The organism is Modestobacter italicus (genome assembly GCF_000306785.1).
GTDB classification, from domain to species: Bacteria; Actinomycetota; Actinomycetes; order Mycobacteriales; family Geodermatophilaceae; genus Modestobacter; species Modestobacter italicus.
On sequence record NC_017955.1, the window covers coordinates 4113371 to 4132049 of the forward strand.

Here is an 18679-nt window from a genome sequence, read left to right on the forward strand (position 1 = left end):
GAAAGAGCCTTGAGCGTCGAAGCCCTGAGTCACGACCTGACCGACACCTTCCTGCGGTACTACGACACTGCGTACGGGCTTCGCGACGAAGCAATCATGCGCGAGCGAAGAGAACTCCTGCGCGGCCAGAGTGCTCTGTTCCAGGAGCCGTTCCTTGAGCTGCTCCCTGACTACGTCCTGGCCGATGCCGACCTCGCGGCAAGCTGCCAGCGCGCCGGGGTGCCTGAACTCGCTGGCTTGGCTGCCGCCGGCCTCTTGGCCGGGCGCGACCGGCTGTTCGCCCACCAGGAGCGGGCGCTGCAAGAAGCACTGAGCGGCCGCCACACCGTCGTTACCTCGGGCACGGGCTCGGGCAAGACGGAGGCCTTCCTCTTGCCGGTCCTGGCGCGTCTTGTTCGCGAATCCGCATCCTGGAGTTCTCCCCCGCGCGATGGTGGTTCGTGGTGGACCGGCCCTCAAGGATGGGAGCCACAGCGGGCGGGGAGCCCCAGCCGGCCCGCAGCCATCCGGGCGCTCGTCCTGTATCCGATGAACGCCCTTGTTGAGGACCAGCTCGTGCGACTTCGCCGGGCCCTTGACGGTCCCGCCGCGCGCCGGTGGCTGGACAGCACCCGAAGGGGAAACCGGTTCTACTTCGGTCGGTACACGGGCCGGACACCCGTATCTGCCGTCCGGAGCAACTCCAGCACGACAGAACTTCGGGCTGTCCTCCGGAAGCTGGACGAGCGCGGTCGACGGCTGAGGGCACGGATTGAAGCCGAGCAGCGCGCTGGCCTTCCGGTCCGGGAAGACGACGCCTACTTCCTCCCCCGGCTTGACGGCGCGGAGATGCGGTCGCGCTGGGACATGCACGATGCACCCCCGGACATCCTCATCACCAACTACAGCATGCTGAACGTCGTCCTCATGCGGGACCGCGAAGAGGACATGCTGGCGGCGACCCGCGCCTGGCTCGACGCCAGCCCTGATCACGTATTCACCCTCGTCGTCGACGAGCTGCACTCCTACCGCGGCACGTCAGGCACCGAAGTCGCCTACCTCTTGCGCAAGCTCTTGGACCGCCTTGGTCTGCACGAGCGCCCCGAGCAGCTGTCGGTGCTCGCCGCCTCCGCCTCACTCGAAGCCGGGCGCGCCCGCGACATGGCCTTCCTGGAGCAGTTCTTCGGCCAGCCTCAGGACCGGTTCGCCGTCGTTCCCGGCGCTCTTGCCCGCCCGGCCGGCACGGGGTCCGTAGATGGGGCCGCTCCAGCGCTTGCAGAGGCGCGCGAAGCCCTCATGGACGGTCAGCTGCCCTCCGGCCTCACTCGACGGCTCGGAGTGCAGGCGGCCATGTTCAACGCCGGCCAGGACGAGGGCCGACTCCGGGCACGCAGCTTCGCTGACTGGGCTTCCCGACTCTTCCCCGGATTGGCCCCGCAGGACCAGCGGGAGGCGATGAATGACCTCCTGGCCTGCATGGATGCGGACCCCGACGGGACGCGGCTCCGGATGCATTTGTTCTTCCGAAACCTCAACGGCCTGTGGGCGTGTGCCGATCCGGCCTGCGCGCTCGTGTCAACACGAGAACAAGACGACAAGGCACCACGGCAGCGCCCGATCGGACGCCTCTACGCACAGCCCCGGTATCGATGCGACTGTGGAGCGCGCGTCCTGGAACTCCTCTACTGCCAGACTTGCGGCGAGCTCTTCCTCGGCGGGTACCGATCACCGGTCGCCGACCAAAGCCAGTACCTCGTGTCTACCGTCACCGACCTGGAAGAACTTCCCGAGCGTGCTGCGCTGGCGCGCAATGCCGCGAATTACACCCTCTTCTGGCCCACATCGGACCCAACTCAGAAGCCGCTCACCAGCAAGTGGACGCGCACCCCCTACGAGATGGGCATGGCCCGACGCCACCTGAACGTCCACACCGGTGAGGTCGCTGCTCCCGAACCAGGGAGCAGCGGGAACGGCTGGGGGTACTACGTGACGGCCGGAAAGAACGGCGACCCCAGCCGCCTGCCTGCATTCCCGAACAAGTGCCCGCACTGCGGCGACGACCGCGAGCTGAAGCTGAACTGGCTGAAGGCCGAGGACCCCAAGCGGAACCGCTCCCCGATCCGGACGATGGGTACCGGTTTCGAGAAGGTGAACCAGCTCCTGTCCGACGTCCTCATGCGCGATCTCGGCGACGAACGCAAGCTCGTCGTCTTCTCCGACAGCCGTCAAGATGCGGCACGGATCGCCGCCGGCCTGGAGAAGTCGCACTACCAGGACCTCGTCCGCCAGCTGGTCGTCGCCGTGCTCGACAGGCCCGTCGATATAGACCCACAGAAGGCGGCGGAGTACTGGTCGAACCCGGACGCCGGGGCCGACGCCCAGAGTGCATGGGACGCCGTCTCGCAGGCCGACAAGGCGCTGGCCGACGCGGTCCGCCGTGTCGGCATGGGAAAGCCTCAAGCGGACGACGAATCGACGATCGCGAGTCGTTTGGAGGAACTCCGCAGCCGGGGCTACACCCTGGCGGAACTCGCGAACCTGGTTGAACCGCTGCTGCTCTCGCTTGGGGTCCACCCAGGCGGACCGGCCCCCAGCTTGCAGAGCTATGACGCCGCTGCGTGGACGGACCTCTACGACTGGAAGGCGACGCCGCCGGCACGCCGACCCACCAACCTCCTCACCCCCGCACAACAGGCCCTATCGGACCGAGTTCACGGAGCCCTGCTCGAGGAAGTGCAGAGGAGCGTCTTCTCCAGCACGGGTAGGGACGTCGAGGCACTAGGCCTCGCCCGGGCGACCAGTCCAGTGGAAAGCAGTGCTCCGACTGGCATGTCGTCGACGACCTTCCAAGAGGTGTGCGACAGCGTCGTACGCCTCATGGGCCTGCGCCGACTTTTTCCCGAACAGGAAAAGAACGGTCGTGACCAGCTGCCGCGCAATGCCCGCGAGTACCTGGGAGTCATCGCGGAAGGCGACCGCGGCATGACGGACGAACTCATACAAGCGGTTCGTCGCGCCCTCGGAGTCGGCGACAAGAACTTGCTCGACAGCACACGCGTGCGGCTGCGACCCGCCGGCGCCACACAGTGGCGATGCACACGCTGCCGAAGGAGGCACCTGCAGCCGTCCGGTGGACGGTGCACGCAGTGCCGAGGGCTCCTCGGCCCCGCCGAGGAACGACGACTGGCGGGCTCCGACACGAGCATCGAGGCAGCTGACTACTACGCATGGCTGGCACGGGATGCGGGTGAACCGTTCCCGCTCCGGGTGGAAGAGCTGACTGGCCAGACCGACACCAACGACGGTCAGGCGCGACAAGCTCGCTTCCAGAACGTCTTCCTCGACGAGGAGGTCCCCCAGACCAGTGCAATCGATGTGCTCAGCGTCACGACGACCATGGAGGCCGGCGTCGATATCGGCGGTCTGCGAGCGGTGGTCCTCGCGAACATGCCGCCGATGCGCTTCAACTATCAGCAGCGCGTCGGTCGCGCCGGTCGACGAAACGACAGGCTCTCGGTCGCCATGACGGTCTGTCGTGGGACTCGCAGCCACGACGAGCACTACTTTGCCCACCCGGAGCAGATCACGGGAGACCCGCCCCCGGCTCCATACGTCGACCTCGCCAGGCCGGACATCCTCAAGCGAGCGATGGCCGCTGAGTTCCTTCGGCGAGCCTTCCTCGCCGCTCGCGAGGACTCACCGGGCTTCGCCCCTGGGAGCAATGCCCACGGTCAGTTTGGAGATGTCGCCGCCTGGCCGGCAGTGCAGCAGCACGTCGTGTCCTGGCTGAAGGCCAATGCGCCCGAGGCTGAGCACATTCTCGATGTGCTGTTGCAACATGCTGCGCCACCCCTGCAAGCACGCCGCGCCGAGCTGATGAGCTGGGCGGTGACGGAACTGCCAGCCGCGGTCGACAGGATCGCCCACGCGGACACCGGCAACTCTGCGCTCGCACAGCGTCTTGCCGAGGCCGGCGAGCTGCCGATGTTCGGTTTCCCGACTCGCGAGCGCACGCTGTATCACGAACAGCCGCATGGACGCGAGCCCGATGGCACGATCAGCCGGCAGCTCGACATTGCGATCAGCGAGTTCGCGCCAGGGAGCGAGATCGTGAAAGACAAGTCGGTCTACGTGCCTGTGGGCCTCGTCGAGTACGTCCGGCGCGGGACGCGTTGGGTGCCGATCGGCGATCCCCGCGGTCCCATCGCCAAGGTGGGGCTCTGTCGCGCCTGTGGTGCGGTCGACCCCTCGGGCACTCCTTCAGCGTGCCCTACTTGCCGAACGCCGGCGAGCGATGACGGCGTCTACCGGGTGGTCGAAGTCGGCGAGCCCGAGGGCTTCAGGACCAGCTATCAGAGGCCCGCTGACTACGACGGCACGTACGAGTTCACTCCTCGAGCGGGCCATGCACGCCTGTCGCTAGAGAACGCCGGTGAACTAGAGGTACGTGGACACCACGAGCTGGACCTCCGTTTCGGCAAGGCAGACGTTCTGGTGGTAAACGACTCGGCCGGCGCGGACTTCCGCTTCACCAGCGTCGCGGCCCAGGACGGGCTCCTTTCTTTGGACTTGCTTGCCGACGACGAACGTCGCAAGGAGCTTGGACTGCCGAAGCCGGTCGGGGACCACAGCGGCGTGACCCCGATCGCCCTGGGCGCCTGGTCCCGAACTGACGCCTTGCTCGCCGGGCTTCGGTCAGTGCCAGACGGGCTCGATCTCAACCCGATGCGGACGTCGGCACGGGCCGCGTGGCTCTCGTTCGGCTTCCTGCTCCGCAACGCGGCGAGCAAGCTTCTCGACGTGGGGGTCGGCGAGTTCAAGGTGGGCGTCTTCCCGCGACCTGGGAAGGGCAACGACGCTGTCAGTGGAGCGGCGTTTCTCGCAGACAGCCTTGAGAATGGCGCTGGATACGCAACCCATCTTGGGCAGGACGCGGGGCCCTTGCTGTCTACCGCGCGTCAGCTGGCAGTCGAATACGCGGAGCATGCTCGTACTGGGGCTGGCTGCGATAGCAGTTGCTACCGGTGCCTACGCGACCACACGAACGCCGCTTACCACCCTCTGCTTGACTGGCGGCTCGCCCTCGACCTCCTCGACGCTGCGGAGGGTCAGCCCGTCAGCCTGGACAAGCTGGACCAGCTGGCCGCCCAACTTGCCGACACCTTTGCCGCGAACTTCGGCGGCGTGGTCCACTCGGCCGGCGGCCTGCCGCTGATCGAGGACGACTTTGGCAGCACTCTGCTCGTCGTTCATCCTCTCGAGAGCTTCCGCGAGGGGACTTCGAGCCAGCGTGTTATCGCCGCGCACAAGGAGATGGCCGAGCGAGGCCACGGTATCTCGATGATCACTCACACCTACGATCTCGTAAGGCGCCCTGGAGTCGTATGGACGCGGCTGGCCGCCACTAACGGATCTGCGCCGTGGGGTTCGCTGGGAAGCTCCCGGTGAGCCAATCTGTGAGCCGGCCAGGCGTGGTGAGATCTGCTTTCTTCAGGATGTTCACCAGGTCGACTCCGGCCAGGATGACGACGGGATGGCCGTCTTCGCGCACTTCCTTATAAGCCTGCTCGTGGACGTGCGAAGTCGTGACGAGCACACCGAACTGCCGATGCTTGAGTCTGCTGATGAGCCGGGCCACTTCGCGGACGCCGACGGAGTTGCCGGGCTGGTAGCACTTGGCCTCAAGCGCGAAGTCGAGCCGGACTCGGTCGGCCTTTGGACCAATCGCGTACAGACCCACCGCGTCACGGCCCCCATCGCGGCTGGGTCGAGTTACGTCGATGACTTCGACGGCCGAAGCAGCCGAGAGTCGGAACAGCTCAGCAGCACACGCTTCAAAGTCGATTGGTCGCTCGGCGAAGTAGCTCCAAAGGATTCGCAGCAACTCCGAGTCGCCTGGAGTCGTGGGTTCCTGCTCGCTACGGCTGCGATGCTGAGTTGTTGGAGGGGCGACCAGAGATTTGTAGACATCGCCTTCCACCCAGTTGCGCCAAGCCGGCGGTGACCCCGGACCGGTGGTCTTGAGTGGGCCTGGCCCGAGCAGTTCTTCGAGCCATGCCCGAGTGACCGTACGCTCATCGAGCACGGTGAAGAGCGCCCGGTAATTCTGGAATCGCAGGCCCTCGCGACTACGCCAGATGGCCGAAAGATGCTCATCCGGCGGCGCCGAAGGCGAACCCGGCGCGAGGAGGCCGCGAAAGCGGACTGCCCTGCTAGTCGTAGATGCGCGCTCGAACAGTAGGAACGGCGGGACTGTCGCCCGCCCGACCGTGCCACCGTGAGCTCCGTCGAAAGCAGCCCGCAAGATCCCGTTCCCGCGTCGGGGCGTGTCGTGCAAGTCACGACCGGGCTGCCTGTTGTCGCCGTAGTAGGTGAATGAGCCAGTCGTTGGGTCAAGGACGTCCGGCCAGTCTGGGTTTACGCCTGACGTGTAGAGGACGACCAAGCGGACTGTCCCCTGAGCAGGAGACCCGGCATAGCGAAACCCCCCTTGATTTCCGACCGGCAGCAGCACCGCTAGGGGGTCATCGCCAGCATGACCTGCCGTGCCAGCCCGGTAGACCTGGTCGAGTTGGAGGTCGGCGAACCGAAGATCCGCGAAGGGCACGCCAATGGCCGTCATACCGGCAGGCTCCCATGCCTCTTCCCCCGGACTGCGACGCGTCGCTCATGCACCGCCTCGATCACCCGTGCTGCGACTTCAGTTGGATCCTCGTGCTCCCATGCCCGGATGACGAGCCAGCCGGCCGCCCGCAACTGACGGTCCGTGTCAGCGTCGCGCTCTCGGTTCCGCTTGAGCTTGGGCATCCAGTAGTCGGTATTCGCGCGGGGCATGTTGCCGTGCAGGGGGCAGTTGTGCCAGAAGCATCCGTCGATGAAGACCGCGACTCGCGCAGGCCCGAACACCAGATCTGCTCGGCGGCGCATGGTCCGGAGCGGTGGGCTGTCGACTCGGTACCGGAGGCCCGCGGCATGAAGCAGCTTGCGCACCGCTAGCTCAGGCGCAGTGTCTCGAGCCTGTTGAGCCTGCATCTTCGCTCGGACGACGGAACTGCTCGCTCTCGACGACTCTGCCCGGTTGCTACGGGGAACTCTCCGAGATGAGCGGGGACGACCCGCGCGAGCTGCCTCATGGGATGGCGCCACGCAGGCAGCTTTACACCGATCGCTGGAGGGCTCCCTACCGATCTCGCCTTAGGGCTGTCCATCGCGTCGCCGCGGTCACGTCTCACCCAGTCGCGCAGCAGGAGGTTGCCGGCCGCAAGCGCCGTGTCGCTATCACATGCCCCCCTGCCCTAGTCGCCAACCCCAACGCACGCACGCCCCGGGCACGCGAAGCAGGCGCGAGACCTCATCCCCGGACCGCATAGCCCCCGGCGAGGCGTACCAGTGGGCAACGACGGCCTCACGTACGGTGTCTCTGTGCCGCATGACATTCTTGCGTGGTTCCGAGCTCAGTGCGCAACCTATGAGTTTAATGTGGCCGGCGCTCTTCGCCGTGAGGGTCCGGCAAGCACGTGGCCGCTCGTGGCGTCGAACGCTGAAGAACTCGAGGCGCGCCTGGCCGCGGGCGGGCATCTGCTGCCGCTGCCGAAAGAACCGGCGGCGCTCGCCAACGTGATCGAAGTCGACATCGTGGATTTTCTCCTCGCGCGACTGCAGCTGCTTCCCGATGCGGAATACCAGCGGGGCAGCGAACGTGGCTATCCTGATCTTGAAGTGGGCGGGCGCGCCTTCGGCGGGGCTTGGCACGCTATCGACGTCAAGGTGGCCCAGCGAGCCCGGCGGTCGGCTGCAGCTCGCCCGGGCACCACCGAGCGCACGCAGAGTCGCATCACGCTTTACACCGGGAACACCTACTTTCGGCACCCCACGCTGCACTGGCCGGGGACTTTCCGACCGTTCGACGACTACCGCAGCCACGCTGACGTGATCGTCATCTACACGCTCACCGATTCCGCAAGCCGCGTAGCCGACCTCGAAGTGATCATCCAGGAGCCGTGGCGCGTCGGGAGCTCGAAGCGGTCGTCGACGACGCGGGAGTACATCGGTGCTGTCGACGGCCTCGATGATCTTCGCGCCGGCCGCGGAGAGTTCGCCACCGCTGAGGACTTCTACCGCTTCTGGCGCAGGTTCCCCTTCCGCACGAGCCCTGGGGTGCAGCGGATCTACGAACGGCTGGTAGCAGAGCAACGAGCGGAGCTGGAGACACTGCGTGCGGCGCACCCCACCGACCGAGCGGAGCGCGCCTGAGCTGTTCTGTCGTAGGCGCATGGCACCCTCAATGCCGTGAGCCACGGTGTTGCCATCAGCCTGTTCTCCGGATGCGGCGGCCTCGACGTTGGGGTCGAGCAAGCCAACTACGAGGTCCGCGCCGCCGTCGAGTTGAATCAGGACGCAGCCGACTCGCACGAGAAGAACTTCTCGCACCTCGGCGCACCTGTCATCCGACGCGACATCCTTGACGTACCGACCCGCGACATCCTCCGTGCGGCCGGCTTGACTGGCCGCGAACGCCCAGACCTACTTATCGGTGGCCCCCCATGCACCCCCTTCAGTAAGAGCGGGTTCTGGCTCGACTGGAAGCGCGCGGGCCTGGACCCGGACGCCTCACTTCTTCAGGCCTACACCCGGGTGCTCGCGGAGGCGAAGCCGCGACTGTTTGTCCTGGAGAACGTGTACGCACTCACCTACAACAACAAGGCGTCTCGGCCGGCATTCGACCGGCTGCTCCGAGAGATCGACGACGCCGGGTACACCTTCACCTGGCGTGTGCTCAACGCCGCCGACTACGGCGTCCCGCAGGCTCGCCCGCGGTTGATCATCGTTGGTGCACCGAAGAGCCGTCGAAAGACGCCACTGCTACCTGAACCCACGCACACCGGCAAGTGGGAGCGCCGCTCGACCGGCTCCGCCGAAGGGCTCCCCCACGTCTCGGCGGGTAAGGCGCTGGCCGGGCTCATCACCGAGCCGGAGCCGAGCGAGATCGTCGGCGGCCAATTCGGCCACCTGCTCCCGGGCGTCCCTCCCGGGGACAACTATCTCTTCTACACGGCGGAGCGTGGGCACCCCGACCCGCTGTTCAAGTGGCGCAGCCGGTTCTGGTCCTTCCTCCTCAAGCTCGACCCGGAACGCCCCGCTCCGACAATCCAGGCACAGCCCGGCCCATACGTCGGCCCCTTCCACTGGGAAAACCGCCGGCTGCGCGTGGCAGAGATGAAGCGGCTGTTCGGCTACCCTGACGACTTCCACCTCGTTGGGAGCCGCAACTCCGCACAGGCGCAGCTCGGCAACAGCGTGCCGCCGCCCCTCGCCCGCCAGGTCGTCGAAGCTCTACACACTTCAACCTCGTCCTGAAATCGGTATTCAACCCCGCTAACCTGATTGCGGGGCGCGACCTAGAGGTCGCGGCCGCGCTATATCGTATTCGCTACGACCGCGATTGAGGTACTAAAGCGTTCAGTATCACGGCTGGAGCAACCCATTACCAGCCCCAACCAGGAGGGAACGCGCCACCCAACAGGGGCGTCTACAGAGGCAGCTTCCAGATCTGGTCGTAGGCTCGCTCAGCGAGGAGACGAGTACGCATTACGACCTGCGCCCCCGTCCATTCCTCTACGTCGAGCACGCCGCCAATGTCGTACGAGGATCCCTCATCGGCGAGAATCCTCTTCTTCTCCGCGAATGCCTTGGATCCGAGTTTCTCGTTGAGAGCCTGATTGACGAGCAGCAGGTTCCCCAACGACGCCACCGTCTCGAAAGCCGCACCCCGGCGGAGTTCCGACTGGGGCATAATGTGCTCAATCGCCAGATCATTCGTCGCAGTTGCAGGAGACGCCTCACGAAGGAAGGCCTCAAGCACGTAGCGGACTAGCTTGCTGTCGCGCGTATGCTCATTTGTGAAAAAGAATCGTTCTTCGAAGGACAGAATGAACTGCTCCCGATCAGGCCTCCGCGCGATGAGTTTCCCGCGGATCTCCTTGAGAACGTCCGCCCTCGCTTGCTGGTCCGAGCCGGCTGCGTGAAGTTCACGGGCAGCCTTGGCATACATCTCTGACACGCCACCACTACTGCGCAGTTGGCTGACAATAGTATGCTGAAAGTGGAACCGCTCCACCACCTGCAGCGTCTTGATCAATTGCGCGGCGCCGAGTTTTGTCGAGTCCGTCCGGGCTCGCATAATTGAGAGAAGCAGCGGAGCGGGCTGCACGATCCCGAATACGGCAAGAGCCTCGAGACTGCGACGCGCCGGAATCTCTTCCATGGGCCATATTCTGGAAGTCGGCTCGATGACTGCGCGATACAGCGGGGCATCACGGACGAGCGAGTCGAGATGCGTGCGCGCCTGAGCCTTCGACTTGATCTTCTTTTTGACTCCCTCTGGGAACAATTTTCGCTCTGCCACATAGTCTTCCTGTGACAGCCACCAGTGCAAGATGAATCGGTTCGGATCGACACGCCTTCGGGTATCGCTCGCCTCAAGTTCATTGCGCATCTTGTCCCACTTAGTGCGGGAGGTGTCTGCCGCCGAGTTCCCAGTACCACGCAAGCGATTTAGAAGGTGGTTCTTCAGCAGATCGACGACCTCTAGGTCCTTACCGCGACTATTCAAAGTCTCGAAGATCACGTAAGCGTCATCTTCATTACTGTGCTCGATCCAGATTACGCGCAGCCCAAGAAGCCGGTCCCGAAGCTCAAGTAGCCAATCGAGAGGGCTCTGTCGCTTATCAACCTCTTCTGCCACGCGGCGGGCCAGGGCATCGAGCGCCTTAGAGAGAGCCACCTCTTCCTCGGTGGCTGGCTGGACTGTGGGGTCGGGGGGGGTATCTGAATATCGCCTGGCCGAGGAACGGTGATGCCACTTCAGTTTGAAGCGTAAATTGGCGTTCGTTATTCCGGTTCGCTTTCTCAAGATATCTGTGCACGCCCTCCGCAAGGTTTCGCTCTCCCAGTGCCGAGAACTGATCACGGAGGACTGCAAAAAGTATGGAGATCGTGGTTATCCGCTGCTGACCGTCCACCAGGCGACGTATCGGACTGCTCGGCTCTCGCCAGGCAACCATCGGCCCGATAAAGTAACCAATATCGTTGTCATAAACGACATCCCGCCAGAAATCGTCGAGGTTCGACGCATCCCAACTATACGGTCGCTGAAATCGCGGAATGACGTAATAGTCGGCACCTACAAAGAGTTCTTCGATGGTGCGCTTGTCGGGCTGGAAGTCAATCTCGGGCACTGGTCCTCCAAACAGTGGTACGCCACCTCGCGTTTATCGACCTATGTGCAAAACTGGCAAACCGTCCTCGACTGCGCCAAACAAATGCGCAGACAGAATTCCGGCGTCGCAATTGATTTTCGCACACACGCGCAACGCGTCGCGCATGATTCGACGGACACAGCGCACGTCTTGCCGTGGGCGGTCATCCGCCGACGACGTCACCCTAGTATCCCTGCGCGAACTCGCGGATCGGCGCATCGACTATCTCCGCCTCGGGGCGCTCGGAGGGCACTTCGCGGTCTGCCGCAACTGATCGGCCGCGAGGCCGTGGCTGCACTCCACCTCGTCTCCCTCGGGTGACAAGCTCGGTCCGCTGGTCCGGCTTCACGCGCACGCGACCGAAGAGACAGCGTGGGCTCCCTTCGCGATCGACGTCGCTACGGCGCACTTCGGCTACCGGTGGACCGTCGCCGTCACGAGCGCGTCTCCTGGCTCGACACCGACCTGCGGACCCGCCGAAAGACGCTGCTGCGCAGCCGCTGGAAGGACCTCGCCGTCATCCTGGTGGCGCTGGCTGCGTCCGCCCTCGGGATGTGCGTGACGGTGCGCCACTCCCCTCTGCTCCTGGGCCTCGTCCTCGGCGTCTACCTCGGTGCCATCGCCGTCTCGACAGTCGTCTTCCTGTCCGTCGTCGACGGGAGCTTCCACCCACGCCTCGGCCGACTGGTCGAGCGCAGCATCGGCACGAATCTCCGTCGGATCCCTGGGATCTATGGCGTGATCAGCGACGTCTCGTTCGAGCACGTGAACGTCGACCACGTCGTCCTGACGTCGGACGGCTGCCTGGCGATCGAGGTCAAGAGTTCGTTCTCCCGGCGCCAGGACCTCGCCAAGGTCCCCGACCTCGCCGGCAAGGTGTCACAGGCGCGGGACGGTGCGCAGCGGGTGCAGCGGCTGCTCCGCAGCCGGGGCGTCGACCTGGCGGTGAGACCTGTCCTCCTGTTCACCGGCCCCGGGGCGCCTTTCATGCCCCCCGTCGTCCAGTACGACGACGTGACCATCACCGGCTTCACCGATCCGGCAGTCTAAGTCGCGGGGGCTGCGGGCGACCCGCTCGACCTCGACACGGCTCGCCGCGCGGCGGACGCGCTGTTGGCCAACCGCAAGCAGCGCACCGCGTACGAGCAGTCTCGTCTCGCACGACGGGTTGCACGGCGGCAACGCTCGTCCGTGGGCACGTTGCGTTTGAACGGGTAGTCCCGGCTGGCGTCTCCCCCTTCCGATGGGGACGCCGCCCCACCGCCCGGCCGAGGTCCGACCGGCTCGGACCGCATCGGTTACGGTGGTGTTACGTCCTGAACCAGTTCGTGTGCAACTACCTGCTGTTGGAGCAAGGCGGCACGCCTGATCCGCCAGCAGAGGTCATGTTCCACACGCGCTCATCGAGCTACGAGCTCATCCGGCACGCCGGGCCGTCCTACTTCCCGCTCGCCTTCATCGCCCGTCTCCCCTTCGCGATGATGACCGTCGGCGTCCTCACCCTCGTCGTCGCCGAGCGCGGCTCGGTCACCCTCGGCGGGCTCAACTCCGCCGCCGCCGGCATCGGCACCGCCCTCGCCGGTCCGCTTCTCGGCGCCGCCGCCGACCGGCTGGGCCAGCGCCGGGTCCTCGTCCCGGTCGGCCTGGTCAACGCCGTCCTGCTCGGGGCGTTCGTCCTCGTCGTCAAGAGCGCCACCCCGGACCTCGTGCTGCTCGCGATGTCGGTGCTCATCGGCGCCTCCGCGCCGCAGATCGCGCCGATGTCCCGCACCCGGCTGGTCGCCCTCATCAGGCGGAAGATCCGCCCCGCGGACCGCGAACAGGTGCTCAGCTCGACCATGGCCTACGAGTCGGCCGCCGACGAGACCGTGTTCATCGTCGGCCCCTTCCTCGTGGGGCTCCTCGCCACCGCCATCGCGCCCTGGCTGGCCATCGCCGGCGCCTCCGCGCTGACCTTCGTCTTCGTCACCCGCTTCGCCCTGCACCCCACCGGCCGGCTCGACCCCGGCACGCGGGACGACAAGCGCCAGCAAGCCCCCGCCCGGGAGCTCGCCCGCTATCCGCTGCTCACCGTTGTCGCCGGCGCGCTCGGCGTCGGCCTCTTCTTCGGCGCCACCCTCACCTCACTCACCGGCTTCCTCGCCGTCGACGGCGACGGTGACCGGGCCGGCCTGCTCTACGGCGTCATGGGCATCGGGTCGGCCGCGCTCGCCCTTGGCTCCGCTGCGTTCCCCGCCCGGTTCAGCCTGCGCACCCGCTGGCTGGTCTTCGGCGCGCTGATGCTCGCCGCTGCGGTCCTCTACGCCACCGCCCGGTCCGAGCTGACCATCGTCATCGCCCTGGCGGTCCTCGGCTGCGGCATCGGCCCTACCCTCGTCAGCCAGTACAGCCTCGCCGCGCAGCTCAGCCCGGCCGGTCGCTCGGCGACCACCATGACGATGCTCGGCTCCGCCGTCGTCGTCGGCCAAGCGGTCTCCTCCGCGGTCACCGGCGCCGTCGTTGACCGGCTCGGCGCGTCCACCGCACTAGTGTTCCCCGCGCTCACCGCGGCCTTCGTCGTTGCCGCCGGCATTGCCCACGTCCTGTCAGCGCGCACGGCCGCCCTCTCCAATTGCAAGCGGGAGCCCGTGCCGGCCTGACGCAGGCGAGCGGTCGCCGGACGGTGTGCCACGGTATGTCCCGCCCTCCTCCCCCCGCAGTGGTGAAACCGGCGATGACAGCAGTCCGTCTGCAGCGCGGCGTCATCCGGAGCCAGCGCGGCGGCAAACTCCTTCGCTGCGCGGATGACGCGATTCGCGTGCACGCCGCCGGCGCATCCCAGTGAAGTCCTAGGAGCTATCCGGATAGCCACGGGACTGCCGGCCAAGGCCAAGTCTGTGATCTCAATTGAGGTGGTCTCAATTCTGGCCCCGGCCTAAGCTCACCGATGTCGCTCGCTTGACGCGTCCACACTCTCAAGACGGCTGAGGCGGCCATCTTGAAACGAAGCCGCTCATTCCGGACCCCGCTCTCAGGCGGATGGCGGGCAGGCCGAGCGCGAAATTTACGATGAGGCCCACCTCCGACAACTCCACCGGGCGTAGCAACGAGTAGGGCCCATGTCGCCGCCTGCCCTCACTGACCAGTCACCATCGCCACAGCACCTGACAACGTAAACAGCTGGGGATCGCTTAGCATCTCCGTAACCGCTTTTCGATGCGCCTTGATTGGCACGACAAGATCGCGGCCGCGACCTGTGACTCGACCGAGCAATCCGGCCGCCACGAGCTGGGCTGTAACTGGGGACACGGCCCCACGGTCGGTCAACGGCATACCTCGATAGAGCGCCGCAATCATGCGCCCACTTCCGGGCTGAAGGTAAACTTTCTTCAAAATCAGGAGAGCTACCCTGTCCTCGACGGCCAGGTCTAGGTCCACAAGCGCGTCCGTCGTGGTCAGGCGCGCAACAAAGTGACCGATCTCAGTCCCGGCGAAGTTGCCGGCAAGGATTTCCGGCATATCCACCCAGCCGTCCACCCTGCCGATGATGCAATTCTGAAATTTGGGAAAGACGTCGTATGTCAATGAGTCTACGGACACGGACTCGATCACACAATCCGAGAAGGTTGCCGTCGCCAGGACCTTGGCATCCCCCGAGAGGTCGAGTGATCGGATCAATAGTTCAGAGAAGAAGGGAGTCAGCTCGGTCCCAGAATCGAGACCCATGTAGTCGACGGTTCGCACGGTGTCAAGCAGCACTGCATCAAACAACGCATGATCGAGCCGCTTTGACAACGCCCCCAATAGCGAGCCTCCCCCGAAACCACGGTCCGCAAGCTCGACCGCAGCCACCCCAGCGGAGAGATCACCTGAAGCACTGGTCCACGCCACCGGTCCGGCAAGAGGATGAGCTCCGTAGGGAGCCATGAGAAAGCCAGACAAATCTAGCCCGTAGCTCGCGTCCGCTAAGTCGAGATCAATGAAGCGCCGGCTCTCCGCCTCTCCGCCCTCTGCAGAGGCGAGACCAGGGAGGCGAAGGAGTAGCTGCAACCCCTCTTCATCAGCCTCATAACCACATACCTCGCGGAAGACTCCGCGCATATCCGTGACGGAGACAGCGCCATTGGGGTCGGCGCTAGCCTTGGTAGTGGTGGCGACCCTAGCAATCAAAGTCCGAATCGTGGTCGGCGTCAGGGATCCCACCCGCTGCGCCTCTCTTTCCGCGACAAGATCGAGAATGGCATGCCAGGCACTATTACGCTCAGTGTTTGGCTCGCCAGCGGCCGACAGCAGACCATTGTCGGCCAGGAAGCGCAGCAACAATGGGCGGGGCGGCAACCACTCGGGAAGATCGGCAGCGTCACGCCCCAAGAGCTCGGAGGCCTGATCAGTATTGAAGTCCAATAGTGCGAAGTGTCGGCCACCCTGCAAGCCGAGAGACTTCAACAGTTCGTCTGCGTCGTTGAAATACTGAGCGCGTCCTGCGGCGACGATGCCTGAAACGTCGGGCGTCTCTTGAATGAGTCGGCGGACCGGCTCCAACGCCGACCATCGAACCTGTTTCAGGTCTCGAGCCCCGCCGACCCAGCGCGCTGGAATTAGCTCGTCGAAGCCATCTAACAGGAGGGTGCAGTTGCCCGAGCGCCAAGCGGCAACGAGACTGTCTTCGTTCTGGAAACCAATCTCCTCAGCGTGCCGACGGAGAACCTCACGCGGCGTCCTCAAGCCATAAAAATCCCGCAAATTCAGATGTACGGGGATACGCTCCGCGTCGGGTCGTTTAAAGAACCGACTTCGCAAACGGGCGAATGCTTGCCGCAGTGCTTCGCTTTTTCCCGATCCGTAGTCGGCACTCACCGTGAGACGACCACCTGCGGCCAACGCGTCGACCAACTCATCCAAACGGACCGCACCGACGGATCGACCATCAGCCACGTCTACGAAACGGGGTTCAACGTAATTCGGCTGATCTGCCCGGGCGCGCCCACGGGCGTATCCCGTCAGTTGGGGAGGCGTCCCGAACGAAGCGCTTCCAAAAGGAGCCTGAAGCCGGAGCGCTATATATGCCTCACTGTCGATCAAACTCTTTTGAAGCGTCACATAGCTAATTATCTGCAGTTGCATCGCGGCCGCCGCCGCAACCTTAGCAACCGCATCTCGTTGGTCAGCTGAAGGCTCACGCATGGTCACCACGAGGCCTTGGGTCGACTTCAGACGATGCTCCGCCTGTCCGGAGAGGTGCCGAAGCAAGTCCCGCAACTTCTCCGCATCTTTCCGCACCTTTTCTTTATCACCCCGAGTGGTGAACTCAAAGGCGACGATAGAGCGATCCGAGATGAAGACAGCGTCTCGCTCCTGACCCAGCACGTTGACCGCACCTTGTATGCCCGACGGATCATAGATAGCCCGCGCCATCGCGAGCGCCCGGGGCTCGAAGTCGGGACCGCGGTCGTTTAACTCGATAGCCACAGCCTCACGCTATGCCTCGTGCGGCTCGCCAGCCGAGAGGCGGGGCCGCTAAGTCCCCATGGGCTAACACAGAGCGCGCCCGTCCAAGACGTCGGAGCCGCGATCAGGCGAGGATCAGTGTCATGCGCGGGGCAATCCACTACAGAGTGGCGACCAGAGCTACCCTGCTTAGCAGCTGCTGCGGCTACGGCTGCCCCTACCGGGACAGTCGGAGCAGGGTGGTGACTGACTCAGAAGCCGCCGTCCGGGTCAGATACTTCAAACGCGTGGCCAAAGCTTGCTATTCGACGCAGGGCCCACGTGGTGATCGTTTAGGCTCAACTATCGCTCACAGTGCAGACCATCTGGGCCTCGTGAACGACTGTGGACACAGTCTGGGCACTTCCCCTCTACGGCGTGCCACCCGCGACCGTCCAAGGCCGTGGTCGCGTCGTTGCCCTGCCCTTGCCGCACATCCCCCGGCCCGACTTGGTTTGCCGGAGCTGCCCGCGTGGCCTCGGTAGCTGTCTAAGGCCAAGTACGTCGTCCCGGTGGTGGTCGCTTTCGTGCTGGCGCGGGTCGAGGTCCGCCGGCGGCACGCACAGAACGAGCGCAAGCGGGATGACGCCGCCTGACCTCAGGGCTCGCCGATGTCCTCGTTCCACAGGCCGGGCTCGCGGGCGATGAAGTCCTCCATCAGCGCGATGCACTCAGGGTCGTCCAGCACCGTGACGTCCACCCCGCGGGCGCGCAGCAGGTCCTCCCCGCCATAGAAGGTGCGGTTCTCCCCGATCACCACGTGCGGGATCTTGTACAGCAGGATCGCCCCCGTGCACATGTCGCACGGCGACAGCGTGGTCACCATCGTGGCCCGGGCGTAGACCGACGCGGGCAGCCGGCCGGCGTTCTCCAGGCAGTCGGTCTCGCCGTGCCGGATGGCGCTGTCCAGCTGCACCCGCCGGTTGTGCCCGACCGCGACCACCTCCCCGTCGACGACGAGCGCGGCACCGATCGGCACCCCGCCCTCGTCGCGGCCCTTGCGGGCCTCGGCGACGGCGTGGGCGAGCAGCTCCGCGGGTGTGGACGACATGGCAGACCTCCAGGAGTCGAGGGGTTCAGGCCCGGCGGTACGCGGTCAGGTACGACCCCGGGTAGCGCACCCCGCGGCCGCGGACGGCCAGCGCGGCGATGACGACGAGGTAGGGCAGTGCGATCAGCAGCTCGTTGGGCACCGAGCCGAACGCGGGGGTGATGGCCAGCTGCAGCTGCAGGGCGTCGAACAGGCCGAACAGCAGCGCGCCGAGCACCACCGGCACGACCTTCCAGCGGCCGAAGATGACCAGGGCGATGCAGATCCACCCCCGCCCGCTGACGATGTCCAGGGTGAAGGTGCCCAGCAGCGACAGGGTGAGGAACGACCCGCCGAGCGCCATCAGCGCCCCGCCGACGACCAGCGCCGTCCACCGGGTGCGGGCCACCGAGATGCCGGCGGTGTCCGCGGCCTCCGGGTTCTCCCCCACCGCGGTCAGCCGCAGGCCCGCCCCGGTCGACCGGAGCACCCACCACACCGCCGGGGCCAGCACCAGGAAGGCCACGAACGTCATCGGGTACTGCGCGGGGATGCCGCTCCCGGCGAACCACCGGTCGAACTTCTCGGTCACCGTCTGCTGGCCGCCGCCGAACAGCTGCCGGTTGGAGAAGTCGCAGGCCGCGACGAGCAGCAGCGTCGTGCCGATGCCGGCGACGTGCTGGTTGACCCCGAGCGTCACCGTCAGCAGCGCCATCAGCGCCCCGGCGAGCGCGCCGGCGACCACCGCCGCCAGCGTGGCCACGGCCAGCGAGCCGGTGCGCGCCGCGACGTAGAAGCCGACGAACGCACCGGCGTACAGGGTGCCCTCGATGCCGAGGTTGAGGACGCCGGTCCGCTCGCCGAGCAGCGCGCCGAGCGCGCCGAACACCAGCGGGGTGGCGATGGTCAGGGTCGCGGCGAGCACCGCGATCACGGGGAAGTCCAC

12 protein-coding genes are annotated in these 18679 nt (G+C 65.6%); 5 read left to right on the forward strand and 7 right to left on the reverse strand.

The features are described from left to right. Window positions 1-9 precede the first annotated feature (9 nt). Window positions 10-5427: a DEAD/DEAH box helicase gene (locus MODMU_RS19550; RefSeq protein WP_014742104.1), complete on the forward strand. Its 5418-nt coding sequence runs from the start codon at window positions 10-12 to the stop codon at window positions 5425-5427. Here the strand turns inward: MODMU_RS19550 and MODMU_RS27915 are convergent. Next, on the reverse strand, window positions 5384-6601 hold the full coding sequence (locus tag MODMU_RS27915) for a restriction endonuclease (RefSeq protein WP_014742105.1): 1218 nt from the start codon (window positions 6599-6601) through the stop codon (window positions 5384-5386). The two genes, MODMU_RS19550 and MODMU_RS27915, sit on opposite strands and share 44 nt — an antisense overlap. After that, window positions 6598-7011, reverse strand: coding sequence for a very short patch repair endonuclease (locus MODMU_RS30125; protein WP_041795468.1), 414 nt, complete (start codon window positions 7009-7011; stop codon window positions 6598-6600). The genes MODMU_RS27915 and MODMU_RS30125 overlap by 4 nt, the downstream gene beginning before the upstream one ends. 495 nt (window positions 7012-7506) lie before the next feature. Here MODMU_RS30125 and MODMU_RS19565 point away from each other — a divergent pair, with 495 nt between their 5' ends. Both MODMU_RS19565 and MODMU_RS19570 read left to right on the forward strand, forming a co-directional pair. Continuing rightward, window positions 7507-8232, forward strand: coding sequence for a type II restriction endonuclease (locus MODMU_RS19565; RefSeq protein WP_197537355.1), 726 nt, complete (start codon window positions 7507-7509; stop codon window positions 8230-8232). A gap of 36 nt (window positions 8233-8268) precedes the next feature. Next, window positions 8269-9336: a DNA cytosine methyltransferase gene (locus MODMU_RS19570; RefSeq protein WP_014742108.1), complete on the forward strand. Its 1068-nt coding sequence runs from the start codon at window positions 8269-8271 to the stop codon at window positions 9334-9336. Between the two features lie 172 nt (window positions 9337-9508). On the opposite strand, the gene MODMU_RS30130 is transcribed toward MODMU_RS19570, so the two are convergent. Next, the gene (locus tag MODMU_RS30130) at window positions 9509-10762 is read right to left on the reverse strand and encodes a DUF262 domain-containing protein (RefSeq protein ID WP_331437086.1); all 1254 of its coding nucleotides are present in this window, start codon (window positions 10760-10762) and stop codon (window positions 9509-9511) included. Beyond that, a complete protein-coding gene (locus tag MODMU_RS29770) occupies window positions 10749-11216 on the reverse strand; it encodes a DUF262 domain-containing protein (RefSeq protein ID WP_269454037.1) in 468 nt (155 codons plus the stop codon). The genes MODMU_RS30130 and MODMU_RS29770 overlap by 14 nt, the downstream gene beginning before the upstream one ends. 441 nt (window positions 11217-11657) lie before the next feature. On the opposite strand from MODMU_RS29770, the gene MODMU_RS19580 reads away from it, so the two are divergent. Both MODMU_RS19580 and MODMU_RS19585 read left to right on the forward strand, forming a co-directional pair. Beyond that, on the forward strand, window positions 11658-12287 hold the full coding sequence (locus MODMU_RS19580; RefSeq protein WP_041795471.1) for a nuclease-related domain-containing protein: 630 nt from the start codon (window positions 11658-11660) through the stop codon (window positions 12285-12287). Between the two features lie 335 nt (window positions 12288-12622). After that, window positions 12623-13876, forward strand: a complete 1254-nt coding sequence (locus tag MODMU_RS19585) for an MFS transporter (protein WP_051144037.1) — start codon at window positions 12623-12625, stop codon at window positions 13874-13876. A 475-nt stretch (window positions 13877-14351) separates the two neighbouring features. On the opposite strand, the gene MODMU_RS28700 is transcribed toward MODMU_RS19585, so the two are convergent. The 3 genes from MODMU_RS28700 to MODMU_RS19600 form a co-directional block, all read right to left on the reverse strand. Beyond that, complete coding sequence (locus MODMU_RS28700) at window positions 14352-16583, reverse strand: NACHT domain-containing protein (protein ID WP_166503556.1); 2232 nt, start codon at window positions 16581-16583, stop codon at window positions 14352-14354. A 718-nt stretch (window positions 16584-17301) separates the two neighbouring features. Next, window positions 17302-17754, reverse strand: a complete 453-nt coding sequence (locus MODMU_RS19595) for a nucleoside deaminase (RefSeq protein ID WP_014742116.1) — start codon at window positions 17752-17754, stop codon at window positions 17302-17304. A gap of 25 nt (window positions 17755-17779) precedes the next feature. After that, window positions 17780-18679 carry an ABC transporter permease gene (locus MODMU_RS19600; protein ID WP_014742117.1) on the reverse strand — a complete coding sequence of 300 codons (900 nt, stop codon included), beginning with the start codon at window positions 18677-18679 and terminating at the stop codon, window positions 17780-17782.

Excerpts from the sequence above, each read along its gene's own strand:
- MODMU_RS30125 (WP_041795468.1), bottom strand. The coding sequence starts at position 7,011 with ATGCAGGCTCAACAGGCTCGAGACACTGCGCCTGAGCTAGCGGTGCGC.
- MODMU_RS19595 (WP_014742116.1), bottom strand. The coding sequence starts at position 17,754 with ATGTCGTCCACACCCGCGGAGCTGCTCGCCCACGCCGTCGCCGAGGCC.
- MODMU_RS19585 (WP_051144037.1), top strand. The coding sequence starts at position 12,623 with ATGTTCCACACGCGCTCATCGAGCTACGAGCTCATCCGGCACGCCGGG.
- MODMU_RS27915 (WP_014742105.1), bottom strand. The coding sequence starts at position 6,601 with ATGACGGCCATTGGCGTGCCCTTCGCGGATCTTCGGTTCGCCGACCTC.